This window comes from Candidatus Vicinibacter affinis, assembly GCA_016714365.1.
Taxonomy (GTDB): domain Bacteria; phylum Bacteroidota; class Bacteroidia; order Chitinophagales; family Saprospiraceae; genus Vicinibacter; species Vicinibacter affinis.
Genome location: JADJNH010000007.1, coordinates 1 through 25,279 on the forward strand (window position 1 = coordinate 1; position 25,279 = coordinate 25,279).

Consider the following 25,279-nt stretch of genomic DNA (forward strand, 5'->3'; position numbering starts at 1 on the left):
ACTTTACAATTATTATATGAAGTGCCGGTGTTAGCCGAAAGTCCAAGAGACGCATCCCCTAATCTTGAATTTAGAAATTTTCCGAATCTATTTCCTCCTTTACCAGATGGATCAGCGGTCTGATTGCCAGCTTTTCCAAAAGTTCCTGATGCGCTTTTACCATTATTATAGACATCAGTTAAGCCAGTATTCTCCCAAGTTCTAACTCCTGATGTTATTGCTGAAGTAGAATAAGACGAAGGGTATAATCCGCCTGTTGAATTAGTTAATTGAGCAAAATTTTCTAAAATTGGATCTGGGTATCGATCTCCATTCATATCAATATAATCTGATCGATTTGTAGATTTCGAAGAGATGGTTCTACTCTTTCCTACTTTGATCCTTCCAGCTGATGCCCTGGAATTAACCGACTTAGTCTTAGAGGTGACATATTTGTTAAGTGAATATGCACCTGTATTATAATTAGAATATTCAAGAAATGGACTATGCAAACTAATCATATCGGTTACATCTTCTTCTGCGCTAATTGCTCGAGCAGAATATTTAGCAACATAATTATGCTTACTAAATCCTCTCCACTTCTGATCAATATATTTTGCACCGTCCTTAATAATCGCTTCTTTAAACGCATATGGTGTTAAAAATAGAAAGTTAGGAAGTTTTAGATCGGTTAATCCGGGAATTAATATTTGTCCTGTTTCTGGGTCAAAATTTTCACCATAGTTTTCATCATCTAAATCATCAATAGTAATATCTGAAAAGATTGATATTTGATCTTCTGTTAAAGTAAACATGGTATCCTTATATGTGTTTATAAGCCTTCCAAAAGAATCATTTAATGCTACATGTTGGCCAGTATCTTGACTTGGATTATATAAGAACTGACCCCATCCACGATAAAAATGACCTTTAGCTTCCTGCAAATCATACAATAGGTTCAAATTTCTTCTTGTGATTTTATTGTTTTTTGCTTCATTTGATCCGGATGTAACATAAGCAGATGTACCAAGATACCCAACCATTTTATCCCAGTTACCTCTAGATTCCAATATTCTTAATAATTCATTTCCATAATAAGATCCGTCACTGTTTAACTCCAATGTCAATATTTTAGAGATTTCATCTGTAAATTTTACTTTAATTGGCGAAGAATTATTTATGGTAATGGAGTTGTTTTTAACGGTTATTATTCTTGTTCCAATGGTTCTTCCATTTTGCTTTACTTTAAAAAATACTTTACCATCTACGCAAACTGAAGCTTCAGATGTACATGTTATGATTTGAGTTTTAATATCAGGTGCAAAATTTAAATGTACATATACCGAGTCAATAATTTTTGTCATTGAACCAATAATGGTATTATAACTTTTCAAGCTTTTTCCATTAGATGGTTTATATGGTAATATATAATTTCTGAATAGTGAATACTTTACCGGCGGGTACACTTCAGATACATCAGTACTATCTATTCCAACAAGTGTAACTATTAATTTTGGATTCCAATTAATACCTTGCCAATCATTATTTGATTGTGAGTAAGCTTCGAATCTAAGGTAATAGGTATTTAAAGTATCTAAAGCCAATGTAAGATTTGGAGGATAAATAGTTCTTACAGCTGATTTAATTCCAATGGAATCTTGCCAAAGCTGCATAACTTCATCAGGATTGTCACCATCCTCTGCCTCAGTAATTTTTAATATTCTAAATTTTATTGAATCTGAATTATCAGCTATGGTAAATGGGTCCCAAGTTATGAGGACTTTAGAGCTATCGCCCGTTGCAGGTAGTGGATAATCGAATTTAGTACTCATCATGAATCCATCAGCATAAGAACTCTTATGCGGTGTAAGGCTAGAATAATCCATTTCCGTATTATCAATTCCAATTCCTGAAATGTGAGTATATCTTACCTCTGGATTCCATCCAATTTCATTATTTGTTGCATTTTCTTTAACATGAAGTCTAAAGTAAATTTTTTGACCTTTTTTTACCCTTAAGTAAGATGTTTCTGTATCTGGTGAATCCTCAGGATTTACGCCTCCTGAAGTATTGTTTTTAATGCAACCTTCAATATATGCTTTGAACTTACCACCTGTTTCAACTTTGAACATATCCGAGTTTTCTTGGGTTAACATAACACTATCACTACTATGATAATAAGCTTGACCATTATTTTTGATTTTGTTCCTAGCAATAATATATCCTGAGGTTGCTCTTAAATCTAATACTCCAGAATTGACTTGATTAAGTAGCAAAAGACTATCCTTACAAGAGATGCAATCTATTCCAATGGAATCACATTCAACGCAATCATTAATTCCATCATCGTCTGAATCAAGTTCACATGAATCAGTTATTTCAGCAGAGACACAATCAAGAGTTCCTGCACTAGTAGGCAAATTATTTATTTCAGTCGGTAAATCATTCGAACTTCCATGATATAGTCGGCATGTACTCTTATCTAACGGAAGCCCTGCTAATCCATAAAATCCGTTTGCATCAGTTTCAATTGAAACTTTAGCATCACTTGTTGTTACGCCATTTTTAATTATAATTTTGCCATCATGCGGTGCTTCCCAAACCTTAACTACATCATAAGCGGGAATATGTATTTCATTTAATGTAGTAATGACTGTATCAGGAATTTCTTTCTCCAATTCACTTCCTACTACAACAAGGTTTTCAGTAGGGTCACTATTCGGTGTAAAATAAACTTCACCAGTCAATCGATTAATATGGTTAAAAAAGACCTTGCCATTAATCGAAATATCTGGAAGTTGATCTCCATTGCCATCTGTAACAAATATTTTAGTAACGTTACTACCTTTACTATAATTTCCACCAGCCGAACCACCAAGTTTTCCATAATTGAATGTTCCAGCTAGACTTAAATCCCATGCTTTGGAATAGGTGTATAATAAGTCATTTGTTGGACTAAAACTACCATCTGGATTCATCGTAAAAATTTCCTTAGGTGTTGTTTCAAATAATTCACTAATTATTGAATCTGAATTTCTCACTACTTTATGAGCGTAATATACGATTCGACCATTGTGTTTTCTTATTATATCTGTCAAGCCATCACCATTAATATCTGCACTTGCTATCAATGTTCCACCTTCTTCCACATTTAAGCCTCCACTTACATCAAGTGATATTTTTCCACCTTTTTTCAATATTTTGCAGCCTACTCCAAAACCCACACCCAATCCAATATTAACGGAATAGCTGACACTAGATCCTAAAGCAGATGAGTTTGGATTATATTCCAGTAAATTGAAATTTCTAAGCGTATTTGAATTGAGTATGCATTCAGAACCCGACATCATAATATTAGGGTCATTGGAAGGCGATAGTCGGTTTGGTTGTTCTGATATTAGTACATATCTGTTAAGGTTTTCACTAACTGTACTGTTTGATTTTACTTGATTGTCCAGGATGGCATTGGTAGAAATGTTAGTACTATTTTTTCTATTTTTTAATTCAGATCCACCGTTTCCTTTTTTAAAAGATTCGCTACTACTACATATCGAATCTACTATAATGGTAAAGTTATTATAGTCGGAAATGATGGAATGATCATATACGCTTTGTAAATATCCACAAAATGGTCCTATAGTATCGGCGGTATAAGGAGAGTATATACTTATTGTCTGTAGTACACTATCACAATCATAATAGTTAATTGTGAATCCTTCATGTGCTCCCCACCTAAAAGTCATCGATACACATTCTTCACACTCATACCCTTGGGCCGGATTATAAAGGTAAGGACAATTATCACAATAAAAACCTATCCCATCTCCATCTCCATCATATTGATCAGGATTTTCCTTATATGGGCAATTATCACATGCATCACCAAGACCATCTTGATCTGAATCGCTCTGATCCGGATTAGACACATTTGGACAATTATCACATGCAGCGCCTAGTCCATCACCATCTGTATCTAAATTATCAGCATTTTGATTTCCTGAAGTGCTTTTGTAATTTGGACAATTATCGCATGCGTCGCCTATGCCATCTTTATCACGATCACTTTGACTATGATTCCAAATATTAACGCAATTATCACAAGCATCTCCAATGCCATCTCCATCTGTATCTAGCTGATTGGGATTCGAAGTATAAGGACAATTATCGCAATTATCTCTAAAGCCATCCCCGTCAGAATCAATATCACCACATTTACTTGTATCAATTAGTTCTTGGAGTGGATTATAAATTAGTGGACTATTGTCACATAAATCAAACCATCCATCCTTATCTGTATCTACATTGCCGCATGAATCAATAGGTTTTAAAGGTATTTCTATAGTTTCTTCATTTTCATCAAATGGATTACACCCATCAATGTCATTGTAATATTCTAAATCATGACTATAAAATAAACTATCTTGAGAATCATATTCAGATATTTTAACTAGTAAAGTTTTAAAAAATTTCCCAGATTGGTAATCCAACTTGTAGGACCTTACTAAATCAGTATTATGATTAACTTTTATTCTAGTTAATAACTGATCATCTGACATTTTAAATCCAAATTTATTATTTATTGTGATGTCCTGTCTTGAATAAGAACCTTCTCCGCCTCTTAGGAATTCAACATTATAATTCCCATTACCCCCATTTGTTCCAGTATAGTATATCTTACTCAAGTATAGATTTATTCCTCCTGCTTCAGGCCCTGAAGCGCTTGTAGTTTTGACATATTCATAATTAATTGTATTACCATACACATCAATTGTTCTCGCTAGCATCCATTGAGCGATCCCAGCATTTGATTTAAGGATAAAATTTGTGTCTAATGCATTTACTCCACCATACCAATTAATAGTGCCATCAGAAGTTGTTACTTTCCATATATAATCTAAGGCTGTGCTACCAATTCTTTCAATCTTACTAAAACTTCCTAGCTTTCTTTCATAAAAAGCAACTGTGCCTGTTTGTCTCGTCCTGAGAGCAGTGTTATACATAGACCCCTCCTTATGTCTATTCGGATTTGATTTATCATTTTGTATTAATTGTTCGCCATTTAGTTGATAAATTTCTGTTTCATTTGTTGGATCGAATACAGGGGTTCCCCACCTAGTATCTAATGTAACTGACATTACAGGCACAGACCATCCAAAACCTGTCCATCCACTTGCCCCATCACTGCTGTAATTAAGTGATACATTGGGTTGCATTCCTTTTCTACCTGCTGGAATATTTATTGGATAAGATATTGATGCATCTCCTTTTTGACTAGCTGTTGGTGGAGCCATAGTATTGATTCCAGATGAAGGATCGGCAGCTTTGATATCAGACATAATCGTGGGAGTAAATGCGGTGGCGGTTGGGCTCTCAGGAATTTGAATAATCCCATTGATATAATCTGTAAAATGATTGGTTCGGATGTAAACCAATTCATTGAGTTGATCAACTGAATCTATATTTACTTCACTCCATGATTTAGTCTTATCATTAAAATAAAAGCTCTTAATATCTTTAATGGTATAGCCATTAGGTATCCTACTTTTCTCATAGGGCAGTTTTATTAAAATATTTTTTTCGAAAACGGTATTGTGTGGAAGGAATCGATATGCAATTCCAGATTTTGTTACATTTAATAATCCGGCATTCATTGGGATTACATCCACCGATCTTAATGGTCTAATGGTTAAATCAAGTTTGCTCTTTATTGATCCAGAATCTAAGTATAAACTTGCGCCATCAATTTTCAATTCAACCATTTGATCCCCAGAAACTGACTTTGACACACTTGTCTGAGTTCTTCTTATCGGAACAATCAAATCATATGTTTTATCATCTTTAACACCTATTTCAAAAACTTTACTTAATTGTGCTTTTGATTCAAGTATTAACATTAACTTCCTGCTTGTTATTTCTTCTTCTGTCAAAGTATGTACAAATTCCAATTCACCATTCTCAATTTCTAATTCAATACCATTTAAAAAAACTTTAGTAATTGAATCCGATAATATGGATCTTAGATAAATTAAATTATGTTCATTAGAATATGCTACATGTGCATTTGATAATTCAAAAATTGATTCTGAATTAATGGGTCTTTTATATATACTTAAATTTCTAATTTTATAAGAACATGATGAATCCACTGATCCGAATCTAATAATGTTCATTCCTGTATTTAACAGCCTTGATTGTAATTTTTCTACTATTAAATTCCAAGCTTTCGATTTAGATATAAAATATCCTCCTTTACTATTTCCGGTATTTATACTTCTTGCCACACTTTCAATGCCATTTACTCCGTATACATCATATTTCATGAAATATTCATAATTTTCATTGACTTCTTGGTTAATATTGACCCGAAAAATGTTGTCTTGAGGAAAGTCAATATGACCATTAATGCCGCCTATTTGTCCTTCTAATAAGTCAGCTTTGAAAATGTTCTCTTCATTATTGTACTCAGTTTCTATTGGATTTAAAATTGAATTCAATTTTAATTTAGTAAATTTTTTAAGTTTATCATCACTAATTGACAATGCAGATGAGTCAAGAACTAATTTTTTATGATCAAGTTTTTTAATATTTTTGTCCCTTGTATCAATAGCAATAAGGGTTTTTGATTCTTTAGGATTATTTGTATTGAATTCATGACTTAATGTATTGGCTTGAACTTGATTTTTTACATGGTCATTCATTTCGTTTTTTGAATTAACTTTCACGATATCAAGACCTTTGTATGGCACGAAAGTCATATTTATTAAAAATAATATAATTCCTAATATGATTATTTTATCAAAGCGACTATTATATGATATTTGATGATTTAGATCTGGTTGAATTGTATCCACAATTCGTATTGTATGAAGTAAAGTATGTTTCATAATCTATCTGGTTAGTGAATAAATCTCATTTGGGAAATAGCAGTTCTAGTTTATAACAATAATTTTACTTGATTTTGAAGCTTTTTCTTGAATTATTTCAAGTATATATACTCCTGAGGTATTTAATTTCTCTTTTACTGAAACAACTCCGTTGACCGAATGACTAATTAAAGACTTGACAAATTTCATTTGTTCAGAGTAAATATTAAAATTCACTGGCCCGTCTTCTAATCCTTTTACAAAGATCTCAAAATAATAACCTGCTCTTATTGGATTTGGGCTAACGGTGATTTCAATTTCCTGCAAAATATATTTATTCCTACAAGTTGATTTGTCAATATTAAAAAATTTATATAGTGTGTCTCTTTGATTGACAATTAACTTAAGGGTATTATTAAAATAAGGTATATTTTCTAATGATATTGACATTTTTCCGGCTAAATCTTTACGATTTGTTGTTACTTCTTTGCCATTAAGATAAATCGCAATATCTTCATGTAGATCATTAATTTCTAAGATAGCATTAGTTAATATTTTAGAGCAATTTTCAACATCCGGATATAATTCCATGTTAATTTTAGGTCCCCATATGAATGTAAAATAGAAGTCACAAGAATTGAACTTCTCATTGATGATGCCCTTGTATGAATTATTTTCCTCTAATTGCAATTTTACCTTGATTGCATCTTTATTTACCCCACTTAAATTTCCCAAACTATTTTTATTGTAAACCAACCATAGAGTATTATTTATAGGGTTGGGTAGGGAGTCTTTTAATTTAATATTGAATTCCAAACCTTCACCCTTTCCTAAGTCACCATTATGTACTATTTGCCATATTCGCTCAACGGATAAATTGTCTGAATTCTCATCTTTTCTTTTGAAGATAGAAGATTTATTATTGTCAGACCAGAACAAATAGGAGTTGTTTAAAATGGTGCTCTTATTGTCATTATTACAAGTTGCAATTTGATTCAACCCAATAGTTAAATTAACATCGCTATATTCATTTCGTGATTGAAGTTGATTAAGGTTTGTATTCTTATCCTTCCCAATTGAAGTTAAATTATGCTCAAAACCTTTATGTTGTAAAGGATCCCAAATAATACCTCCATTTGAATTGTAATAATTGCTCGTTAGTGGAAGTGAGATTCCATATTTTATTGCTAAATAACTTTCAATTTTATTTATTTGCTTTCTATTTAGCAATTTGTCGTAAACAATTATTTCAGCGATACCTCCCTGAAAAGATTCACTTATGACTATACTTTTTTGATTAATTTTAATAATACCATTTGTGTCCAAATTTTTCAATTTTTTAGTACTTTCTACAAATGATAAAATTTTTGGTTTTGTATGTGTATTTTTATAAGCGTATTTATTTCTTGAATTCACACTAGAATCGGTAATGATAATTTCATTATTTTCTGAATAAATGCTTGCAATATTTTCATTATTTTTACTATTAAATACAACAAATAATGAGAATTTATTTAAATTTCCAATTGGAATATTTAAATCATTTTTATTTCCTTCTAATTTCAAGTATTTATTGTAATTAAATGTCTCAGTTGAATTTGACGCTCTACTATCTGATGAATAAAATTGTTTCCATACTAACGGATGATCAACTCCACCTGGGCTTTGCGAATAAATGAAATTGAATACAAGGCAATTAAAGCAAATAAATCCAATGATTAATGTAATCTTATACATGATTAAATTTTTTAAATGAACTACTTTAATTTAAGTTCAATAATTTCAATCCTTTTCAACAATTCACTCAATAGTCTGTCCTTTTCAGCATTTATTTGTTTTTGTTTGCCTAATTCAATATTTAATTCTTCAATTTTAAGCTCTTGTTCTTGAACAGCTTTAACTAATGGAACAACAAATTGTGAATAGCTGAGAGAATACAAATTTTCCTTGTCTTTTGGAATATTAACGCCATCAAAATCATACCCAATTTCCTGACATGTCACTTCGACGTCTTGGGCTAAAAAACCCGTTCTCTTAATATTAGAAGATTCACTAAAATCCGTTTTTCTATAAATCTCTTTTATCGAATCATGCATATTTCGAATTAGATTTTCAGTTATCATTCTTGTATTTACATAATAAGTGACTGGTTTTAGTTTTTTAATAAATTCTAATCCAGGTACATCATCTTTAATATTTGATTTGAACCTTTTGTCAGATAATGTAGACCAAGCTACTTCCCCACCTATTTCAGTGACCGCTGAATTCCCAACCCGAATTTTATTTGAACCTTGAGATACGGCTCCATTTCCTATTGCAGTTGAATTATTCTGGTTAATAGATGATACATCAGCATAGTAACCAATCATCGTATTTTCAATCCCAATAGTGTTTGCAATTCCTGCTCTGTAACCTAAGAAGACATTATTAGTTCCAGTGGAATTAGATCCACCAGCCAAAACACCTATAAATGTATTATAGTTAGCAGTTGAATTATATTTGCCAGCTGAATGCCCTATAAATAAGTTACTGGCACCAGTTGAATTTGTCTTTCCTGTTTCAGAACCAATAAATAAATTTCCAGAAGCAGAAGTATTGTTAATACCTGCATCGGAGCCTATAAATATGTTATCTGAACCAGTATTTGATGCTCCAGTATAATTTTGTGGGCCAATCATAATATTATAACTTCCAGATGTATTGGTTCTTCCCGAATATGCTCCCAAAAGGATGTTCATTTCACCTGTACTATTTGTATTTCCCGAGTAGGCTCCCATAATTAGGTTGTTCTTTCCACTTGTATTTGCTAAAGCTGAACCAGAGCCAATAATAGTATTTTGGTATCCAGTAGAATTTACTTTTCCACTTTCCATGCCGACAAATACATTATCATAGCCTGTTGTATTTGAGGTTCCAGCTTGTGATCCTAAAAATACATTTTTGCTTCCGGTACTGTTTTTTCCTGCTTCATAACCTACCAAAACATTCTCATAGCCACTGGAGTTAGTTAGACCAGCTCTTGATCCTAGAAAGACATTTTTATCTCCTGTTGTTGTCGCCCCTCCTGAGTTATATCCAATACAGATATTGTCAGTTGCTGTCGTATTCGCATCACCAGCAAAATTCCCAAGGAATAGATTAAACGCCCCTGTGGTATTTGAAAGGCCAGCGTCGTACCCCATAAATAAATTATGGTTTGCAGTTGTATTAGCCGACCCGGCATTAGTTCCTAGAAATAGATTCGAAGACCCAGTTGTATTATGATCGCCAGCTGATTTTCCAAAAAAGAGATTATCAGAACCTGAGGTATTTGCTATACCTGAATTTATGCCAAAAAACATATTATATGATCCTGTTGTATTTGAATTGCCTGCGTCATTACCAATTGCCATATTTAATTGCGAACCGGCCCCAAAATTTTGTCCAATTCGTCCACCAACATGAAATTTAGATGTTGCATTGGATGATCCAATTGAAACTGTAGTTCCATTATCTGTAATTTGACTATTTCCAAGTGTGGTTGAATTTGGTGTCCACTTTGGTATTGCATTCACAGTTCCTGATCCAGCAATACCAATAGGCAAATAGACTGTACTGTTATTGGGTATTAATGTTAATGCGCCACTTGATGTATCATAGGATAGTGTACTTGAATTAATAAGTGTTAAGTTTGAGCCAGATAATTGTAAATCAATTCCTGTTGAAGAACCACCTGTAAGAGTCACGTCTGAGCCAGTTGAGGAATTCAATGTATATACATTACTTGATCCTGTAAATGATAAATCAGTTGGAGAGTCCGCAGGTAAATTAAATGAACCGCCGTTTTTACTTAGACTTACAGTATTACCTGATAATGAAATAACTTGAATCTCATTTAAGGAATCTAAATCATTTCCACAGGAAACCCAGTTTGAACCATCCCACCAGAATGTCTTCTTAAAATAAGTGTCATAAACTTCAAGCCCGGGAACCTTATTAGCGATTGCTTTTCGAGCTGCAGTATCCATTCTGGGTTTCAAAAATCCTTTATTAGTACTATGCACTTCAAGCTTTGCAGATGGTGTTATGGTGTCTGTGCCAATTCCAACACTACTAATTCCATTTACTTTTACTTGTGCATAGTTTGTAACCAATAATGAACATTGGAAAATAAGTATAAAAAGATATTTTTTCATAAATTCAAATTTAAAGCTTAACATATTTACAATTTAATAATTTAATTCCACAATATTTGCTTAGAAGCGAGCATAAAATGCCAGCCTTCAATCTAAAAAGATTTGAACGCAAATATTTTCAATGAATAGCAACACACTGTTTGGTGATAACCATACAGAAAAAATAATATTTTAGAAAAACAACTGTGTTAAATTATGTCTATAAAATACCGAATCCGAACTAATCTTTTGCGAGTTAGTGAAATCAAATAATCATTGTCTTGTATTATTACGAACAAAATACACTACATAATTCAGTTGTTTCTTTTCATTTTAAAATCTTTCAATTTTAGATTCATGTAATTAATTTTTAGTACAATAAAATGAATAGAATTTGACAATAGAGGCTATTACATCCTTAGGCAATGATTGTTCATTCAATACAAACCAAAAGCCTATACCACATCTATCAAATAGACATAAGCCTATCGTAGGATCATTTTAAAATTTGTTTTGAAATTAGAAATGGGTTAATAATACTTCTCAAATACTTAGTAGGCATAGTGTTAATACCAAGTCATGTCTCTCTTTTCTTAATATTTCAGCAATAAACAAATGTAAAATGCTTATAAATAAAATCCTAATTTTTTGTAAAGTATTTTTAAATATTTATTTAACATATTTGTACTAGAATAAATATCAACAAGTTAATTTAATATCTAAAAAATATATATTACCAATTGTTACTTCAGAATTTATATTGACATTTGTAATACTCCTCAAATGGCGCACAGAGGTTTAGATAAAAAAAAACTTAAATTTACTAAACCTTATGAAACAAACACGTCGTAAATTTACTTCAGGTTTTAAAGCCTTGGTTGCTTTAGAAGCCATAAAAAACAAAAAGACATTTGCTGAATTAAGTAGGCAATTTGATGTCAATGCTGTTCTGATTTCCAAATGAAAGACAGAATGTCTAGAGAATCTTGGATCTGTTTTTGAAATGGTAAAATCTACTTCTGACAACTCAGAGAATGTAGAAATCGGGAAGCTTTATGCTTAAATCGGGTAATTGAAGATCGAGACACTTTTCTCAATAATCAGGGTGAATTTTTAATTTTAAGGACTGGTTCTTTATCCACTTTTAACGCGAATTAAATCTTAGAGCATTCATATTTTAATCCCACTGTATCTTCAAAGTACCTCAAAAAAATTGATCCGGTAAAATTACCGTCATCGCTTTACCAACTTAGAGGTGTAAGTAGATTTTTCTGTTTCCGCAACAACCAAATAGATTCCTTCAAGAAGGTCTGCAATTGAAAATTCTGTCTCAGAGTGTATCGCCACCAACTTACCATCCAATGCATAAATCTTAATTCTCTGAATTCTTTGCTTATCCAAGTAGATTTTTACCAAATCTGAAGCAGGAATCGGCAAGATGCTCATCTTACTCTTTATATTATCAGCGTTAATAACTCCTACTGGAAAATTTATCAAAACAGATAAGAGTTGTTCAGCAATGAGTCTTGGAGGTGCCGGATTGGAATTTAACAATACGGATATAAAAGCTCCTGACAAAGTATCAAATAATACGTAGGATCTATAGCCCCGGATATCTCCACCATGAGCATAACACACTCTTCCACCTAATACGTCCAGCGAAATCCCAAATCCATAATTTCCTGTTCCAACAAAAGTAGTGAGCTCCTTAAAAGATTGGGGTTGCAAGAATTGACCTTTCATTAATTTCTGATACCAAACTACCATTTCTCTTGCCGTTGAATACATCGCGCCCGCAGAATACGCAGCACTGTTCAAAGAGGTCCGTGGAACGGAACCGATGTCTATTCCATTTTGCCAGGGATTGGCCAGTGTGCCTACTGATGATTCCAGTACATCAAAAAATGTATGCTCCAATTTAAGAGGATCTAAAATTAATGATCTTATTAATTGGGCTATTGTCAATCCTGTAACTCTTTCTGCTACCATACCCGCAAGAAGATAATTGGTATTGCAATAATTCCATGTAGTCCCCGGAGATGCTAAGGCCGGACCAACCCATTGAATCAACTCTTCCGACGTAAAGACTCGGTTTGGATCGCTCAAGATTGAATCCGGGTAACCTCTGATATTGTTGTAATCTGCCAGACCACTGGTGTGATTTAAAAGTTGTCTGATGGTAATGTCAGGATCTATGTTTTTGTAATTTGGCAACCACCGGTGCAATGAATCATCTACACTTAAAATACCTTGTTCAGCAAGTTTGAGCAGCACTACTGCCGTAAATAATTTAGTGTTGCTGCCAATACCAAATTCCATATCAGGATCTATCGGCACGGAAGCAAATGAAACCCCACTTGTGCCATTCCAGATACCCTCACCAGGAAAATATACAGATACTGAGATACCCTTTATTCTATAAGCATTTTTTAAACTATCTATTTTGATTTGTAGTTGAGTAGCCAAGATTGGATTAAATACCTGGGCCTCCAAAATATTTATCCAAGCCAATCCAATCAGAAATACTTTTAACAGGTTTTTCATTCCATACTTTTTAAAACAAATTGTTTCAATCCTTCTGAAACTTCAATCGTTCCCTCACAAAATAATTCAGATAAAATTCCATTTTCATTTGTACCAACTTCCACTGTTCATCCAACTCCTCAGAAGAGGTTTCAATGGGGAGACCATGAATTAATTGTTCAAGATCAAACAAACTGAATCGCCGCAGGCTGTTTACCAGCTTGTGAAGTATTCTATCTCTGAGCCCCGCATCATGCTGATCTACGGCGGTCTTAAAACTACTCATCGCATCTTGCCACTCAGATATCAGGATTTCCAGTGCCCGCAACACTTTATCTTTTTGAAAATCATAATCCCGATACAACACTTCCACATCCGGTGCCGGATAAGTTTGCAGTGCTGCCAACTCATTAACGCGCTGAATTAATTTCTGAGGGCTCACCGGTTTTTGTATAACGGCATCAAATATTTCCTCTCCCTCAGTGCTGACCCTTGTAATGTCGTGTGCACCTGTGACGCATACGATCGCGCCTCCTTCTGCTTTAAATTTTCTGAGTTCACTCAGATGATCCACAATCTTATAATCATCAAAATTATAATCCGTAAGTATGAGTTCAAACAAAAGACCGGGAGAAAGTTCTCTGAGGTCATCGGGGTGATGGAGCTGCACATATTTTATTCCGGGCTTATCAAAAATATGCTTGTACAATAACTGGATCTGCGGATCATCGTCTATTACTAAAATATTTCTGTAACGATCGTCAATACTTACCGGAAGAGAAGATTTGCTGACATTTGATTTTTGGTCCAGCACTTTCAGTTCCATTGCAAAGGAAAAATCAGATCCTTTGCTTAACTCCGATTTAATTTCCAGTTTGCTGCCAAACAAATCAAGCATCTGCACGACAATCGGTAAGCCTAATCCTACCCCATGAATGTTGCTGATGCCTTGACCGGAATCCATTTTCTGGAATCGCTGATGAATCAAACTAATCTGATCTGCCTGTATACCGATGCCCGTATCGGAAACTTCAAAAAATAATTTAAACTGTCCATCCTGAACTTGGCTACCCTTTACCTTCAGTGTTATCTTACCTCCAGCATGTGTAAACTTCAGTGCATTGGACAGCAGGTTGTTGATGATCTGACTGAGTCTCAACCCATCAGTTTTAAAAACCTTTCCCTCTATTGTCTTGTCTAAAATTAATTCCAGCTCAATTTTTTTGGTCCTTGCTTCAAACAAATATGCTTTGTGTATTTGTTGCAGCAACTGATCCAATTGAATCGGTTCACTTTGCAAAGTAATTTGTCCTTCTTTCAGTTTTGAATAATCGAGTACATCGTTGACCAGGGCCAGTAAATTATCCGAACTGAATTTCAAGCTTTCTATTAAGGGCAATTGCTCAGACTTTGGATTGTTTTCAGCAAGCATTCTGGACATGCCGATGATGGTATGCAAAGGGTTGCGAATCTCATGACTCATGTTCTGCAGAAATTCTTCTTTTTGCCTGTTTGCTTCTTCCGCTTCATCTCTTGCTTTGGCAAGGGTATGAATATTTTGCTGGATAGTCTGTGACATGGAAGAAAAACTGCGCGCCAGCATTCCTATTTCATCGTTCTGATGAATGGGTAGTTTTTCGGTTGAGAGATTTTGTCCAAAACTCGTCATGGATTTGGTGATGGATTCCAAACTCAAGGTCTGTTTTCTTAACCACCACAATGCTAAAAAAACAACTGCCAATACTATGAATAAAGTAATCAATAAAATGGACCCCTGCCATCGGTAGAAAGGCACCAATAATGTTTCCCTGGAGGCTTGCAAGCCCAGTATCAGGAAATAATCCTTCCGTGGATAATTAATTTTTTTATACGCCAACAGATTTTTTTCTGTAGCAGAGGAGTATATTTTTAATTGATCAGACTGCAAATTTTTAATGTCAATTTTCAAATCCACAAATCCCGCAGGCTGTAAATTGTGCTCAAATCCAAACTCTTTTGCGGGATCAGGATGTGTAAGATAATATCCCTGATGGTTCATCAGATAGAGTTCAAATTCTTTTGGAACCGTCTTCTTTAATTCATCCAGAAAGGCATTCAGATTGGCATTGATGATGATGATTCCAAAAGTAGTATCCTGTATAAAAATCGGACAGGCCACTCTCAGTGTGCTCATCTGTGGATTACTTATTTTTCCATGTTCCTTGTTCAGGTCAATCACTGAAAAATAAACGGAATCTTCCGGGTAAGTCAAAGTCTCCTGAAAATAAGAACTGAATCCCTTTTGTTGCAGCTGATCGCGCTGCACCAGGTGGATTCCTTTTTCGAATTGATCTACGCGGATAATTTCTTGTCCGGCATTTTCCTTACCAATGATTCGCAATTGCGCATAGTCAGGTCGGCTGGACATAAAACTGATGTAATCTTCTCCAAGTTTATTTCTCATCAATGGTACTCCTGACTGATACATGCTTTTGATGTAATCTTTCAGAAAAGCACTGCGCGAAAGAAAGAGTATGTCTTTTCGGATGTTGTTGATGTATGAATTGATTTTTACATCCAGGATCTCGACGGTATGTGACAATTGTTGTTCGGAAGAAGAAATGACTATGTTGGAACTTATGCGGTAGAGGAAAAAACCTATCAGCGAACTACTCAACAAAATGAGCAGGATGTACACCACTGCATTTTTTACGGCCAGTGAAACAAAACGATCTTTTCCAAATATATTCATTCACTCAAAGTTAATGGATCCTGAGCTTGTATTCTATTTTCTTCCAAAATCCGCCGGGATCTCACCCCAGATTTCTGTCTCCCATTTGATGATGGGATTGGAATATGTGTTTTGATTCAACCACTGGGTGGCTCTGTTCAGCAAATCCAAAATAGCCTTGTTGCTTGCATTAAATTCAATTTTGGTGTTTGGAATTTTTCGTTTTACCCAACTCATGGCTGTTTTAGAATCTGTATAGATCGGTGTCTGGTGTTTGTTTAATTTTTTAAGCAGGGCAAGTGCATGGACCAGGGCCAGAAATTCCCCAATGTTGTTGGTGCCGTGCACAAAGGGCCCCTGATGAAACAGTTCGACACCGGTATAGGGATCCACTCCTCTGTATTCCATTTTGCCCGGGTTGCCTTGACAGGCAGCATCCACCGTGATACTTCCTACAGGCACCACTTTTTTCCAATCCTGCGGCCTCTGGGACGTTGCTTTGACTTTTTGACTGCCGGAGTAAGAATAGCCTGAGAGGTAGGCATCATTGGCTTCATCCAGCGATTCAAAGGATTTGTATTTTGCATCGGGGTATGCTTTGACTTGCTTCAGGCAATCTTCCCAGCTGTGGTACACGCCCGGAGTCTGCCCCTGCCAAACCACGTAAAATTTTTTCTTCGCTTTCAAGAATTTTCCAGATTGAGTAATTTAATCTTCAAAGACATCTGTCTCCTGAGTAGACTTGACCAAGGCAGTGAATTTGCCCATGTACCGGGTAGCTTTTACAATGTGGTTGTCGATCCAGTGATAATTTCCGCCTCGTGGTTTTCCCATGATCAGACCATGATAACGAAAGCCACATTTCTTCAGCCATTGATCCGTAATGTCTCTAAGATCTTCCGTTCTGCTGGTAAAAAAATAAATGAGGTGTCCTTCTTCATACCATTTGTTCAACATCTCCAATGCATCCGGATATGGAGCAACTGTTTTCATTCTCTCCGGCTCTTCATTGGGCACATCATCACAAATGGTACCATCAATATCAATCAAAAAATTCTTGATGCCTTCGCCAAGCATGGGACTCTTTCTTTGTCCGTTTTCGTCCGTTTCAAAAATCAATTGATTGTTGTTCATCATGAAAAATATTTTATTTCCCTTGTTCCCTTATGCATCCTTTCAATATTAAGTCTACATTTAAAATTAGCTAATTATCACATTATTAGCTCATTCATTAGCTAATTAACTAATTAACTAATTCTTCAACCATTTATCCAGCCAGCCAAAATATTCTTTCTGCCAGAGCAATCCATTTTGTGGCGTTTGAATCCAGTGCCCTTCTTCCGGGAATAGAACCAATCTGCTTGGTATGTTTTTCAATTGTGCAGCCTGGTAGGCTTGCAGTCCTTCGCTGACAGGTACCCGAAAATCTTTTTCTCCATGCATGACCATGATCGGAGTATCCCAATTTTGTACATACTTGTGCGGTGAAAATTTTTCATATTGCATGGCGTGGGCTTTATCCCAGAAAGGTCCACCAAAATCATAATTTACAAACCACATTTCTTCGGTAGTTCCGTACATGGATTCCAGATTATAGACACCACAATGAGAGATGAAACATTTAAATCGCTTGTTGTGATTTCCTGCTAGGTAGTAAACGGAATATCCGCCAAAACTTGCACCAACGGCTCCCAATCTATCTTTATCAACAAAAGGTTCCTTGGCTGCATCGTCGATGGCACTCAAATAGTCTTTCATGCATTGTCCTCCCCAATCTTTGGAGATGGCAAGATTCCACTCATGACCAAAACCAGGCATCCCTCTGCGGCAAGGTGCCACAATCACATAACCCTTGGAGGCCATCAACTGGAGATTCCAGCGATAAGAAAAAAATTGGCTCACGGTGGATTGCGGTCCACCCTGACAATACAACAAGGTAGGATATTTTTTCTTTGGATCAAAGTCCGGAGGAAGAATCGTCCATACCAACATTTTTTTACCATCCGTAGTCTGAATCCATTTTTGCCGGACCTCTGCTTTTTTGATTTTATCCCAGATGCTTTTGTTAATCTGCGTCAATTGAACCGCTTCGCCCGTCATCCCGTGAATGGAATATATCTCTGCCGGATTGGTCATCGAAACTCTTGAGCCGATCAATCCTTTTGGACTTACGAGGATACTTTGGTAATCATGAATTCCGGTAGTGAGTTGTTTTACTTTAGCAGTTGCAATGTCTTGCATCATGATCTGGTTGCAGGCATTTACAGCACTGATGAAATAAATAAATTTTCCGTCCTTAGAAAAAGTGGCATGTTCGGCATTGTTGTCATACTTAGTGCCCAACATCTTTTTTTCTCCGGATTTCAGATTGTAGAGGATAAGTTGATCTTTATCCGCTTCATAGGTTGGTGTCAACATGGCATTCCACAGCAGCGAGTTGCCGTCAGGAGAGAAGATCGGAGATTTATCATATCCCTGATTGAATCCACTGATGTTGCGGGTAGATTTAGTTTGAATGTCGTAAAGAAAAATATCGGTATTGGTGTTGAGTGCATAGTCTTTGCCGCTGTATTTCTTACAACTGTAGGCTATCATTTTGCCATCGGGTGAAAAACTCACTTGCTCAATTCCATCATTGGGTTCCACAGGAGCTTCAAATGGTTCATTAACAATGTTGACAGGATCGCCATAAAGCATCCCGTTTTTATACTCGACGGTAAAAACATTGCTGTCATGGCCATCGTCCCAGGTTTTCCAGTGACGATACATGAGATCATTGTACAAACGGGCGTTTGCAAGCGGCAGGCCGGGATAAGTTTCCGCAGTTGTTTTACGGTATTTCACATCCTGCAGGAAAGCTATTCTGTCGTTGGTAGGCGCAATCACAAATCCATTCATCTCCAGGTCAGCGAGTTTGTATTGATCGCTTCCATCAGGATTGCAGGAATAAAGGAGACCATTTGCAAGAAACAGGATTTTTTTTCCATCCGGCGTAAATCTGGCATTGTTTTCATGCCCTTCATAATTCGTTATTTTTACCGGAGGGGTAGTTCCATCGGTCTTGCAGACGTACAGGTCTGTATTCCCCTTATTGGCTACGATGTTGAAATAAGTAACTGAATAAACCACGCTTCCGCCATCCGGAGAAACATCTTCCAGTGCCGCACGGCCAAGTTTCCAAAGCGTCTCCTCGGTGAGCAATTCAGTTTGGGCATGGAGAACAAGGTTCGTTACAATAAAAATAAAAAGCAAGTTTAGGTACTTCATATTAGTTTAATTCAAAATAAAAAATTGTATGATGCGATCAGGCCTGGGCGGTAGGTGTGTTAAATGACATAGGAGGAAATTGCGGCGGCTCCGGATCCTGAATGGTTCCGAACTGATTTTCAAACTTACTTACATTGTCCGCCAGGGCCTTCAGGAGCCTCTTGGCATGTTGCGGTGTAAGGATTATTCTGGACTTCACTTTTGCCTTAGGTATGTTGGGCATAAGCCTTATAAAGTCCAGTACAAACTCAGAGTGCGAGTGAGAAATGATTGCCAGATTTGAATAAACGCCTTCCGATACTTTTTCAGAAAGCTCGATGTTGATTTCATTGGGATTCTTTGGTTGATCAGCCATTTTTTAGATTTTAGTTGCAAATTTAAAGATTAAACAATAAAAACCGCAAACTGGTTTTCAAGGGGGACCATAGAAGCTGCATTTTAAAAAGCCATGATCTTATAACATCTCACTCATGGCGTGGCATCTTTGCTAAAAGATTTAGGTAGCGTGTTGCATTTAAAATGCTGGAATCGTAATGCATCGCAGTTTCAAACTGCGACGAGCAAACAAAGCTTCAAACAACCTGAAATTAATTTTCAAATATAATTTTCAAATTATAAATTAACTAATTAACTCATCACTGTTGTCCGGGGAAAGTTATAAAAATGAAAGTAGGTCCTGTATTATAGGTAGTTTCACAAGGAAAAAGTGTAATTTTTAAAATGCAAGCCCCCCCGTTAAGAAGAACTGAACAAATTAGGTTCTAATTCTAACATTTTTTCCTTGTAATTATTAAGAGAATCTTCTGGACTATTTAAAAAATCTATTAGGTTTATATAATTCATTAAATGGAGTCTTATCATTCCTCTGAGATTGGAATATGACCAGTTCCTTTTTAGAACTCTTTTAATAATGTTAAGTAACAAATCCGTAATTAATGCGCACCAAATTTGTATGGTTATTGCATTTTCACTATCTCCTAAAAAGTATTGAAGGGGATAATTTTGTTTAAGTCGTTTGAATAGGAGTTCAATCTGCCATCTCTGTTTGTAAATATTTGCCACAGTAGATGCTTTGAATTTCATGTCATTGGTAATAAAGTTAAATTTTTTACCTGAGGTTAAATCTTTAAACCCAATTCTTCGGGCACATATACTTTGTGTGCTTTTATTGCTTGGTCGACCTAAGTTTACAACGTCATCAGCAATTACGCCCAGAGATTTTTCATCACTGCTTAAGGGCCTTGAATCAACAAGTACTTGATAAGCTGTTTCAGCCATTCTAGTTACCCATATGACCTGTTCCTGATCCCATTTATGAAATTGTGCATAGCTATTATAACCTTTATCTAAGACCACTATGGCTCCTGGAGCTAGCTTTAAAAAGGGAAAAATATCCTTGTCGTTTTTAATTGCTTCGGTAATTTGTACAAACTCGGGAACCATGTTCTCGGCCTTGACTATCATATGTGCTTTTGCACCTCCCTTTTTCTTCCATTGAAGGCATGCGTTCCCATCCCTTTCATCACCTCATTAAACAAGCTAATTGTTGTAGAATCCACTAAAAACAATCTCTTTTTAACATCTTTTTCCTCGAGGCTGTCCGGGGAATTCCGATAATAATAATTATAAAGTTCATGATAGACATTTTGGAAGAATAACGAACTTCGACGACTATTGGCGTCTGACAAAGTGCTTCTGCGCGGCACATTCCTTAAACCTAAATGGTTAAGTTTATGAAAACAAGCCAGTAAACCTGTAGTAACTTCTCGGATAGAGGTGCACTTTTCCAAGCTGGTGTAAAGCATAGTAACCAAATGATCATAGGCCATGAACTTCTTGCAATAGCGATCTGCGTTATACTTTAGGGAGGCATTGCTTATGATATGCTTTGGTATCAAAGAAATTAGCTGATTGAAGATCGGCTGTCCGGTAAAAAAAGTACTTTTGCTCATTGTAGTAGTTTTTGATTTGCACAATAAAAATAACTACAAAATGGGGGCTCTAATAAGGCCCCCTTTTATTTTTTTCCCGGACAACAGTGATTAACTCATTAGCTCATTGACTAATTTTCACATTCTCTTTTGGCATCACAGTTTCAAACTGCGACGAACAAAAGGGGTAAATAAGGAAAATTTTATTGCAATTGTTAAAAATAATTTAGGAAACATGGAATGAAATAACTATTTTTGTTTAGGGGTAAACAACAATTTCATACTTCGTCTTGTATTGCTTTGGTATAAGGAGTTACAAACATTCATCAATGGCGTGTTAATATTTTGATTTTCAATTAGTTAATCATCTTCTTAACGGATTTAAAGAGCCAAAGCAAAGAATCTCACTTTCAATTACTTATTATGAAAAACAAAATTTGTATTCCCTTCATTCTAACCTTATTTTATTGTGCTTCCATTTTCTCCCAAACTTGGCAGAAACTAAATGGTCCTTATGGATTGGCAGTTTCTGCATCATTAATTACAAAAGATAAAGGTGAAATTTATTGTTTTGTATATGGTTATGCCTCGGGAAAGGCCTTATATCATTCTACAAACCAAGGGAAGAGTTGGAACGCTATTTCGCTGGCTTCCATAAATGCCTCCATTCAATATGTTAATAAATTATTAGAATCACCTTCGGGAGATATTTTTCTTTCTACCAACAATCGGCTATATAAACTTGATAAAACAACCAATAATTGGTATATGTTTCCTCAAGTTTTTACAGCATTTGATTATGCCTTTTCTCCTACAGGAAATAAAATTTACGTAGCAAGTAAAGATGGCTTATATATTTCTTCCGATGGACTTAAATTTACAAAATTTCAAAGTTGGTCTCTTTCGTCCACTGAGTTATTATGCTTGGGTAACGACAATAATTTTGTTCGTCAAGTCAACGGAACAAATGTGAGTATTTGGAGATTTAGTGATGCGAATGGAAAATTTATAGGATTTTCAAATTCTCAATGTTGTCGCTCCCTCTTTTTTCATAATAAGTCAAATACTCTGTTTGACTATGATAAAGAAATTTATTCCTCATTGGATTATGGGAAAACCTGGACAAAAGTATCGACACCAAACAATGTAATTTTTAAGAGTTTACTTGAATTAAGCGATGGTACAATTTTAGGATTTGGTCCACAGGTTTACGAATCAAAAGACAATGGCTTGAACTGGACCAAATCGCAAGAATATTCCTATGAAATTACGTCTACCTATTTTTCAAATTTTTCTTTAAGCAAATCCAACAATGATGAAATCGTTCTTTTAGAAAATAATGCTAGCCATTTAATACGTCGAAATACCAATCTTGAAATATTAGACCTTGGTCTAAAAGAAACTGAAATTTATGATTTAAAACAATTTGGTCAAAATAATATATATTGTTCAACGGATATATATCCCCAAGTTTCATTTGATGATGGTTCAAGCTGGAATATAATTCCTGACAAGAATATATCCAGTGTATTATTATGGAAGGATGGTTCTGTTGGTTATAAATTAAACAATGATTTAGTCCTCAGTACAGACAAACTAAAAACATTTGTTAAAAAGCCTTTGCCGACAGTTACGATTGGTCATATGGTTTTAGATAACAATGAGAATATTCTTTTAATTGATTCAGACAAGGTGTATACTTCAAGCGATAAAGGAGGCTCATGGCAATTAAAAGCAAAGAACCTAATGAACCCTATGACAAATAAGTATGATGAAGTATTTATCAATGCTCAAAATGTCATTTATATAAAAACCTATCCGAATGCTGAATTTTTTTATTCATTGGATTTAGGATTAAGTTGGACTAAGTTCAATCCAACTGGTCTTGATAATTACAATACCTTATACTTGACCAGCAACAATACTTTTGTATGGGAATCATATGGTAATTTTAACTACACCATAAGATATTCTTCTGATTTTTTTAAAACTTATCATGAAATACAAGCTGATAAAAACTCATCCTTATATTATGTGGATGCATATACAAACTTATATTTTTTTAAATATAAGGATACCCTTTCTGTTAGGAATTTGATCAACGATCAGGCCATTATCATTCCCTTTACTGGATTTAAAAATATTAATTTGGAGTCCTTTAGAATTTATAGAGGTCAGAACAATTATTTATATGCTACTATCAATGGTAATCCTGTATTTAAATTTAGTGAAGTTCTACCAACAGATGAATGCACTATTCAAGGAAATGTATTCATCGATGAAAATTTAGATTGTATTAAAGCTACTGGTGAAAACAAAACGAACACATTTCAACTAGAAGCTGCAGGGGGAGGATTTCGTTACTTTACAACCGTATCTAGTAAAGGAGATTACAAATTTATTGTTGGGCCAGGCACTTACGACCTGAATCTTATCAGTAAATCACCCTTATGGAAAGAATGTAATTTTCCAAAGAATTTTAGTATTCAAGCCCAACAGATTATTAACCAAAATAATATTCTCGTTCAACTCACTGAAGAATGTGCAGATTTGACAACCAGTCTTGTGATGGGTAGGTTGAGGAGATGTTTTAGTAACAATAAAGCATATATTCAAATAGTTAATGAAGGAATTATTTCTTCTAAAAACACTAATCTTAGTGTAAAAATGGATCCATTTTTTGAAAAAATAATCACTTCCATAAATCCAATAAGTGTAAGTAATAATAATTACAACTTTATAATCCCAGAAATACTACCCGCTGAAAAAATTCTCATTGAATTCTCGTTCAATGTATCTTGTAATTCATCGCTTAGCCAGGAGCATTGTATTACCACAGTACTTTTGAATAATGAAAAATGTAAATCTTATAACAATCCAACATTAAATTCTTCTGTCTGCGGGAAGAATTTTGGATCCTGGGACCCCAATTATAAGGATGCAATAGTCCATGGCATTTCATCAGAATCCTTTGTCCGTACAGATGATGAAATCGAATATGTAATTCACTTCCAAAACACAGGAACAGATACTGCCTTTGACATTTCAATTACTGATCAGTTAGATTCAAAACTTATTTGGTCAAGCATTAGGCCAATCGATGCCAGCCATAAATTTTCTTATACTTTGAACCCGATGGGGGTTTTAGAAATTAAATTTGACAATATACAACTTCCTGACAGCAATGTCAATGAATCCAAGTCCCATGGGTATTTCAAGTATTCCATACAACCCATTCAAAATTTAGAACCTGGAGATGTAATTCATAATGTTGCAGATATTTACTTTGATAAAAATTTTCCTATAAGCACCAACGATGCTTTTGTTAAATTAAGTATTGCTACTAATACAGTTGGTGATCTCGAAAATTCAATTCTTTACGCCATACCAAATCCTGCTAAAGAAGAAGTTTTCATCAAATTACCAGATCAGTTTTCAAATACAAAACTCAGTATTAGTATCCTTTCTACAGACTCAAGATTAATTCGAAGATTCCCATTTCAAGGACAATCCCTGTTAATTTCCAGGGATGGACTTGCGAATGGCGTTTACTTTGTAACTGTTCAAAATGGGAATGGCCAATATGCGACCTGTAAGTTAGTATTTAAATAATTGTTTTAACTTAATATTAGGTTTGTATTTCGAAAATACCTTTTGAATTAAACAGCTGAAAGGACTGAATATAGGTGCTGCGTTTTTGTTAAAAGATTGAAGTAATGAACCGCATTTTAAAATGCTACAAGCATATTGCATCGCAGTTTCAAACTGCGACGAACAAACAGGTGCTGCGTTTTTGTTAAAAGATTGAAGTAATGAATCGCATTTTAAAATGCTACAAGCATATCGCATCGC

Annotated in this window: 12 protein-coding genes; 1 reads left to right on the forward strand and 11 read right to left on the reverse strand. The window is 34.9% G+C overall.

Annotated elements, in window-relative coordinates; translation table 11 throughout:
• The 11 genes from IPJ53_15125 to IPJ53_15175 form a co-directional block, all read right to left on the reverse strand.
• Nucleotides 1-4,763 (reverse strand): thrombospondin type 3 repeat-containing protein (locus IPJ53_15125; protein ID MBK7800432.1); only part of this gene is annotated, 4,763 nt, incomplete at its 3' end.
• A 2,145-nt stretch (nucleotides 4,764-6,908) separates the two neighbouring features.
• On the reverse strand, nucleotides 6,909-8,579 hold the full coding sequence (locus IPJ53_15130) for a T9SS type A sorting domain-containing protein (protein ID MBK7800433.1): 1,671 nt from the start codon (nucleotides 8,577-8,579) through the stop codon (nucleotides 6,909-6,911).
• Between the two features lie 20 nt (nucleotides 8,580-8,599).
• Nucleotides 8,600-11,017, reverse strand: coding sequence for a tail fiber domain-containing protein (locus IPJ53_15135; protein MBK7800434.1), 2,418 nt, complete (start codon nucleotides 11,015-11,017; stop codon nucleotides 8,600-8,602).
• 1,212 nt (nucleotides 11,018-12,229) lie between these two features.
• Nucleotides 12,230-13,540 carry a serine hydrolase gene (locus IPJ53_15140; protein ID MBK7800435.1) on the reverse strand — a complete coding sequence of 437 codons (1,311 nt, stop codon included), beginning with the start codon at nucleotides 13,538-13,540 and terminating at the stop codon, nucleotides 12,230-12,232.
• A gap of 25 nt (nucleotides 13,541-13,565) precedes the next feature.
• A complete protein-coding gene (locus IPJ53_15145; GenBank protein MBK7800436.1) occupies nucleotides 13,566-16,250 on the reverse strand; it encodes a response regulator in 2,685 nt (894 codons plus the stop codon).
• 33 nt (nucleotides 16,251-16,283) lie between these two features.
• The gene (locus IPJ53_15150) at nucleotides 16,284-16,916 is read right to left on the reverse strand and encodes a ribonuclease H family protein (protein MBK7800437.1); all 633 of its coding nucleotides are present in this window, start codon (nucleotides 16,914-16,916) and stop codon (nucleotides 16,284-16,286) included.
• Between the two features lie 21 nt (nucleotides 16,917-16,937).
• Nucleotides 16,938-17,363, reverse strand: a complete 426-nt coding sequence (locus IPJ53_15155) for a phosphoheptose isomerase (GenBank protein ID MBK7800438.1) — start codon at nucleotides 17,361-17,363, stop codon at nucleotides 16,938-16,940.
• A gap of 117 nt (nucleotides 17,364-17,480) precedes the next feature.
• Nucleotides 17,481-19,496 (reverse strand): S9 family peptidase, encoded by a 2,016-nt coding sequence (locus tag IPJ53_15160; protein MBK7800439.1) that lies wholly within the window; start codon nucleotides 19,494-19,496, stop codon nucleotides 17,481-17,483.
• Between the two features lie 37 nt (nucleotides 19,497-19,533).
• Nucleotides 19,534-19,851 (reverse strand): DUF3467 domain-containing protein, encoded by a 318-nt coding sequence (locus IPJ53_15165; protein ID MBK7800440.1) that lies wholly within the window; start codon nucleotides 19,849-19,851, stop codon nucleotides 19,534-19,536.
• A 380-nt stretch (nucleotides 19,852-20,231) separates the two neighbouring features.
• Entirely contained in the window at nucleotides 20,232-20,960 is a 729-nt protein-coding gene (locus IPJ53_15170; protein MBK7800441.1) for an IS4 family transposase, read from the reverse strand.
• Nucleotides 20,957-21,448: a DUF4372 domain-containing protein gene (locus tag IPJ53_15175; protein ID MBK7800442.1), complete on the reverse strand. Its 492-nt coding sequence runs from the start codon at nucleotides 21,446-21,448 to the stop codon at nucleotides 20,957-20,959. Before IPJ53_15175 ends, IPJ53_15170 begins: the two co-directional genes overlap by 4 nt.
• 402 nt (nucleotides 21,449-21,850) lie before the next feature.
• Between IPJ53_15175 and IPJ53_15180 the strand changes: the two genes are divergently transcribed.
• The gene (locus IPJ53_15180; protein MBK7800443.1) at nucleotides 21,851-25,039 is read left to right on the forward strand and encodes a T9SS type A sorting domain-containing protein; all 3,189 of its coding nucleotides are present in this window, start codon (nucleotides 21,851-21,853) and stop codon (nucleotides 25,037-25,039) included.
• Nucleotides 25,040-25,279: the final 240 nt, after the last annotated feature.

Excerpts from the sequence above, each read along its gene's own strand:
- IPJ53_15135 (MBK7800434.1), bottom strand. The coding sequence starts at position 11,017 with ATGAAAAAATATCTTTTTATACTTATTTTCCAATGTTCATTATTGGTT.
- IPJ53_15175 (MBK7800442.1), bottom strand. The coding sequence starts at position 21,448 with ATGAGCAAAAGTACTTTTTTTACCGGACAGCCGATCTTCAATCAGCTA.
- IPJ53_15160 (MBK7800439.1), bottom strand. The coding sequence starts at position 19,496 with ATGAAGTACCTAAACTTGCTTTTTATTTTTATTGTAACGAACCTTGTT.
- IPJ53_15145 (MBK7800436.1), bottom strand. The coding sequence starts at position 16,250 with ATGAATATATTTGGAAAAGATCGTTTTGTTTCACTGGCCGTAAAAAAT.
- IPJ53_15155 (MBK7800438.1), bottom strand. The coding sequence starts at position 17,363 with ATGAACAACAATCAATTGATTTTTGAAACGGACGAAAACGGACAAAGA.
- IPJ53_15140 (MBK7800435.1), bottom strand. The coding sequence starts at position 13,540 with ATGAAAAACCTGTTAAAAGTATTTCTGATTGGATTGGCTTGGATAAAT.
- IPJ53_15165 (MBK7800440.1), bottom strand. The coding sequence starts at position 19,851 with ATGGCTGATCAACCAAAGAATCCCAATGAAATCAACATCGAGCTTTCT.
- IPJ53_15170 (MBK7800441.1), bottom strand. The coding sequence starts at position 20,960 with ATGATAGTCAAGGCCGAGAACATGGTTCCCGAGTTTGTACAAATTACC.
- IPJ53_15180 (MBK7800443.1), top strand. The coding sequence starts at position 21,851 with ATGAAAAACAAAATTTGTATTCCCTTCATTCTAACCTTATTTTATTGT.
- IPJ53_15130 (MBK7800433.1), bottom strand. The coding sequence starts at position 8,579 with ATGTATAAGATTACATTAATCATTGGATTTATTTGCTTTAATTGCCTT.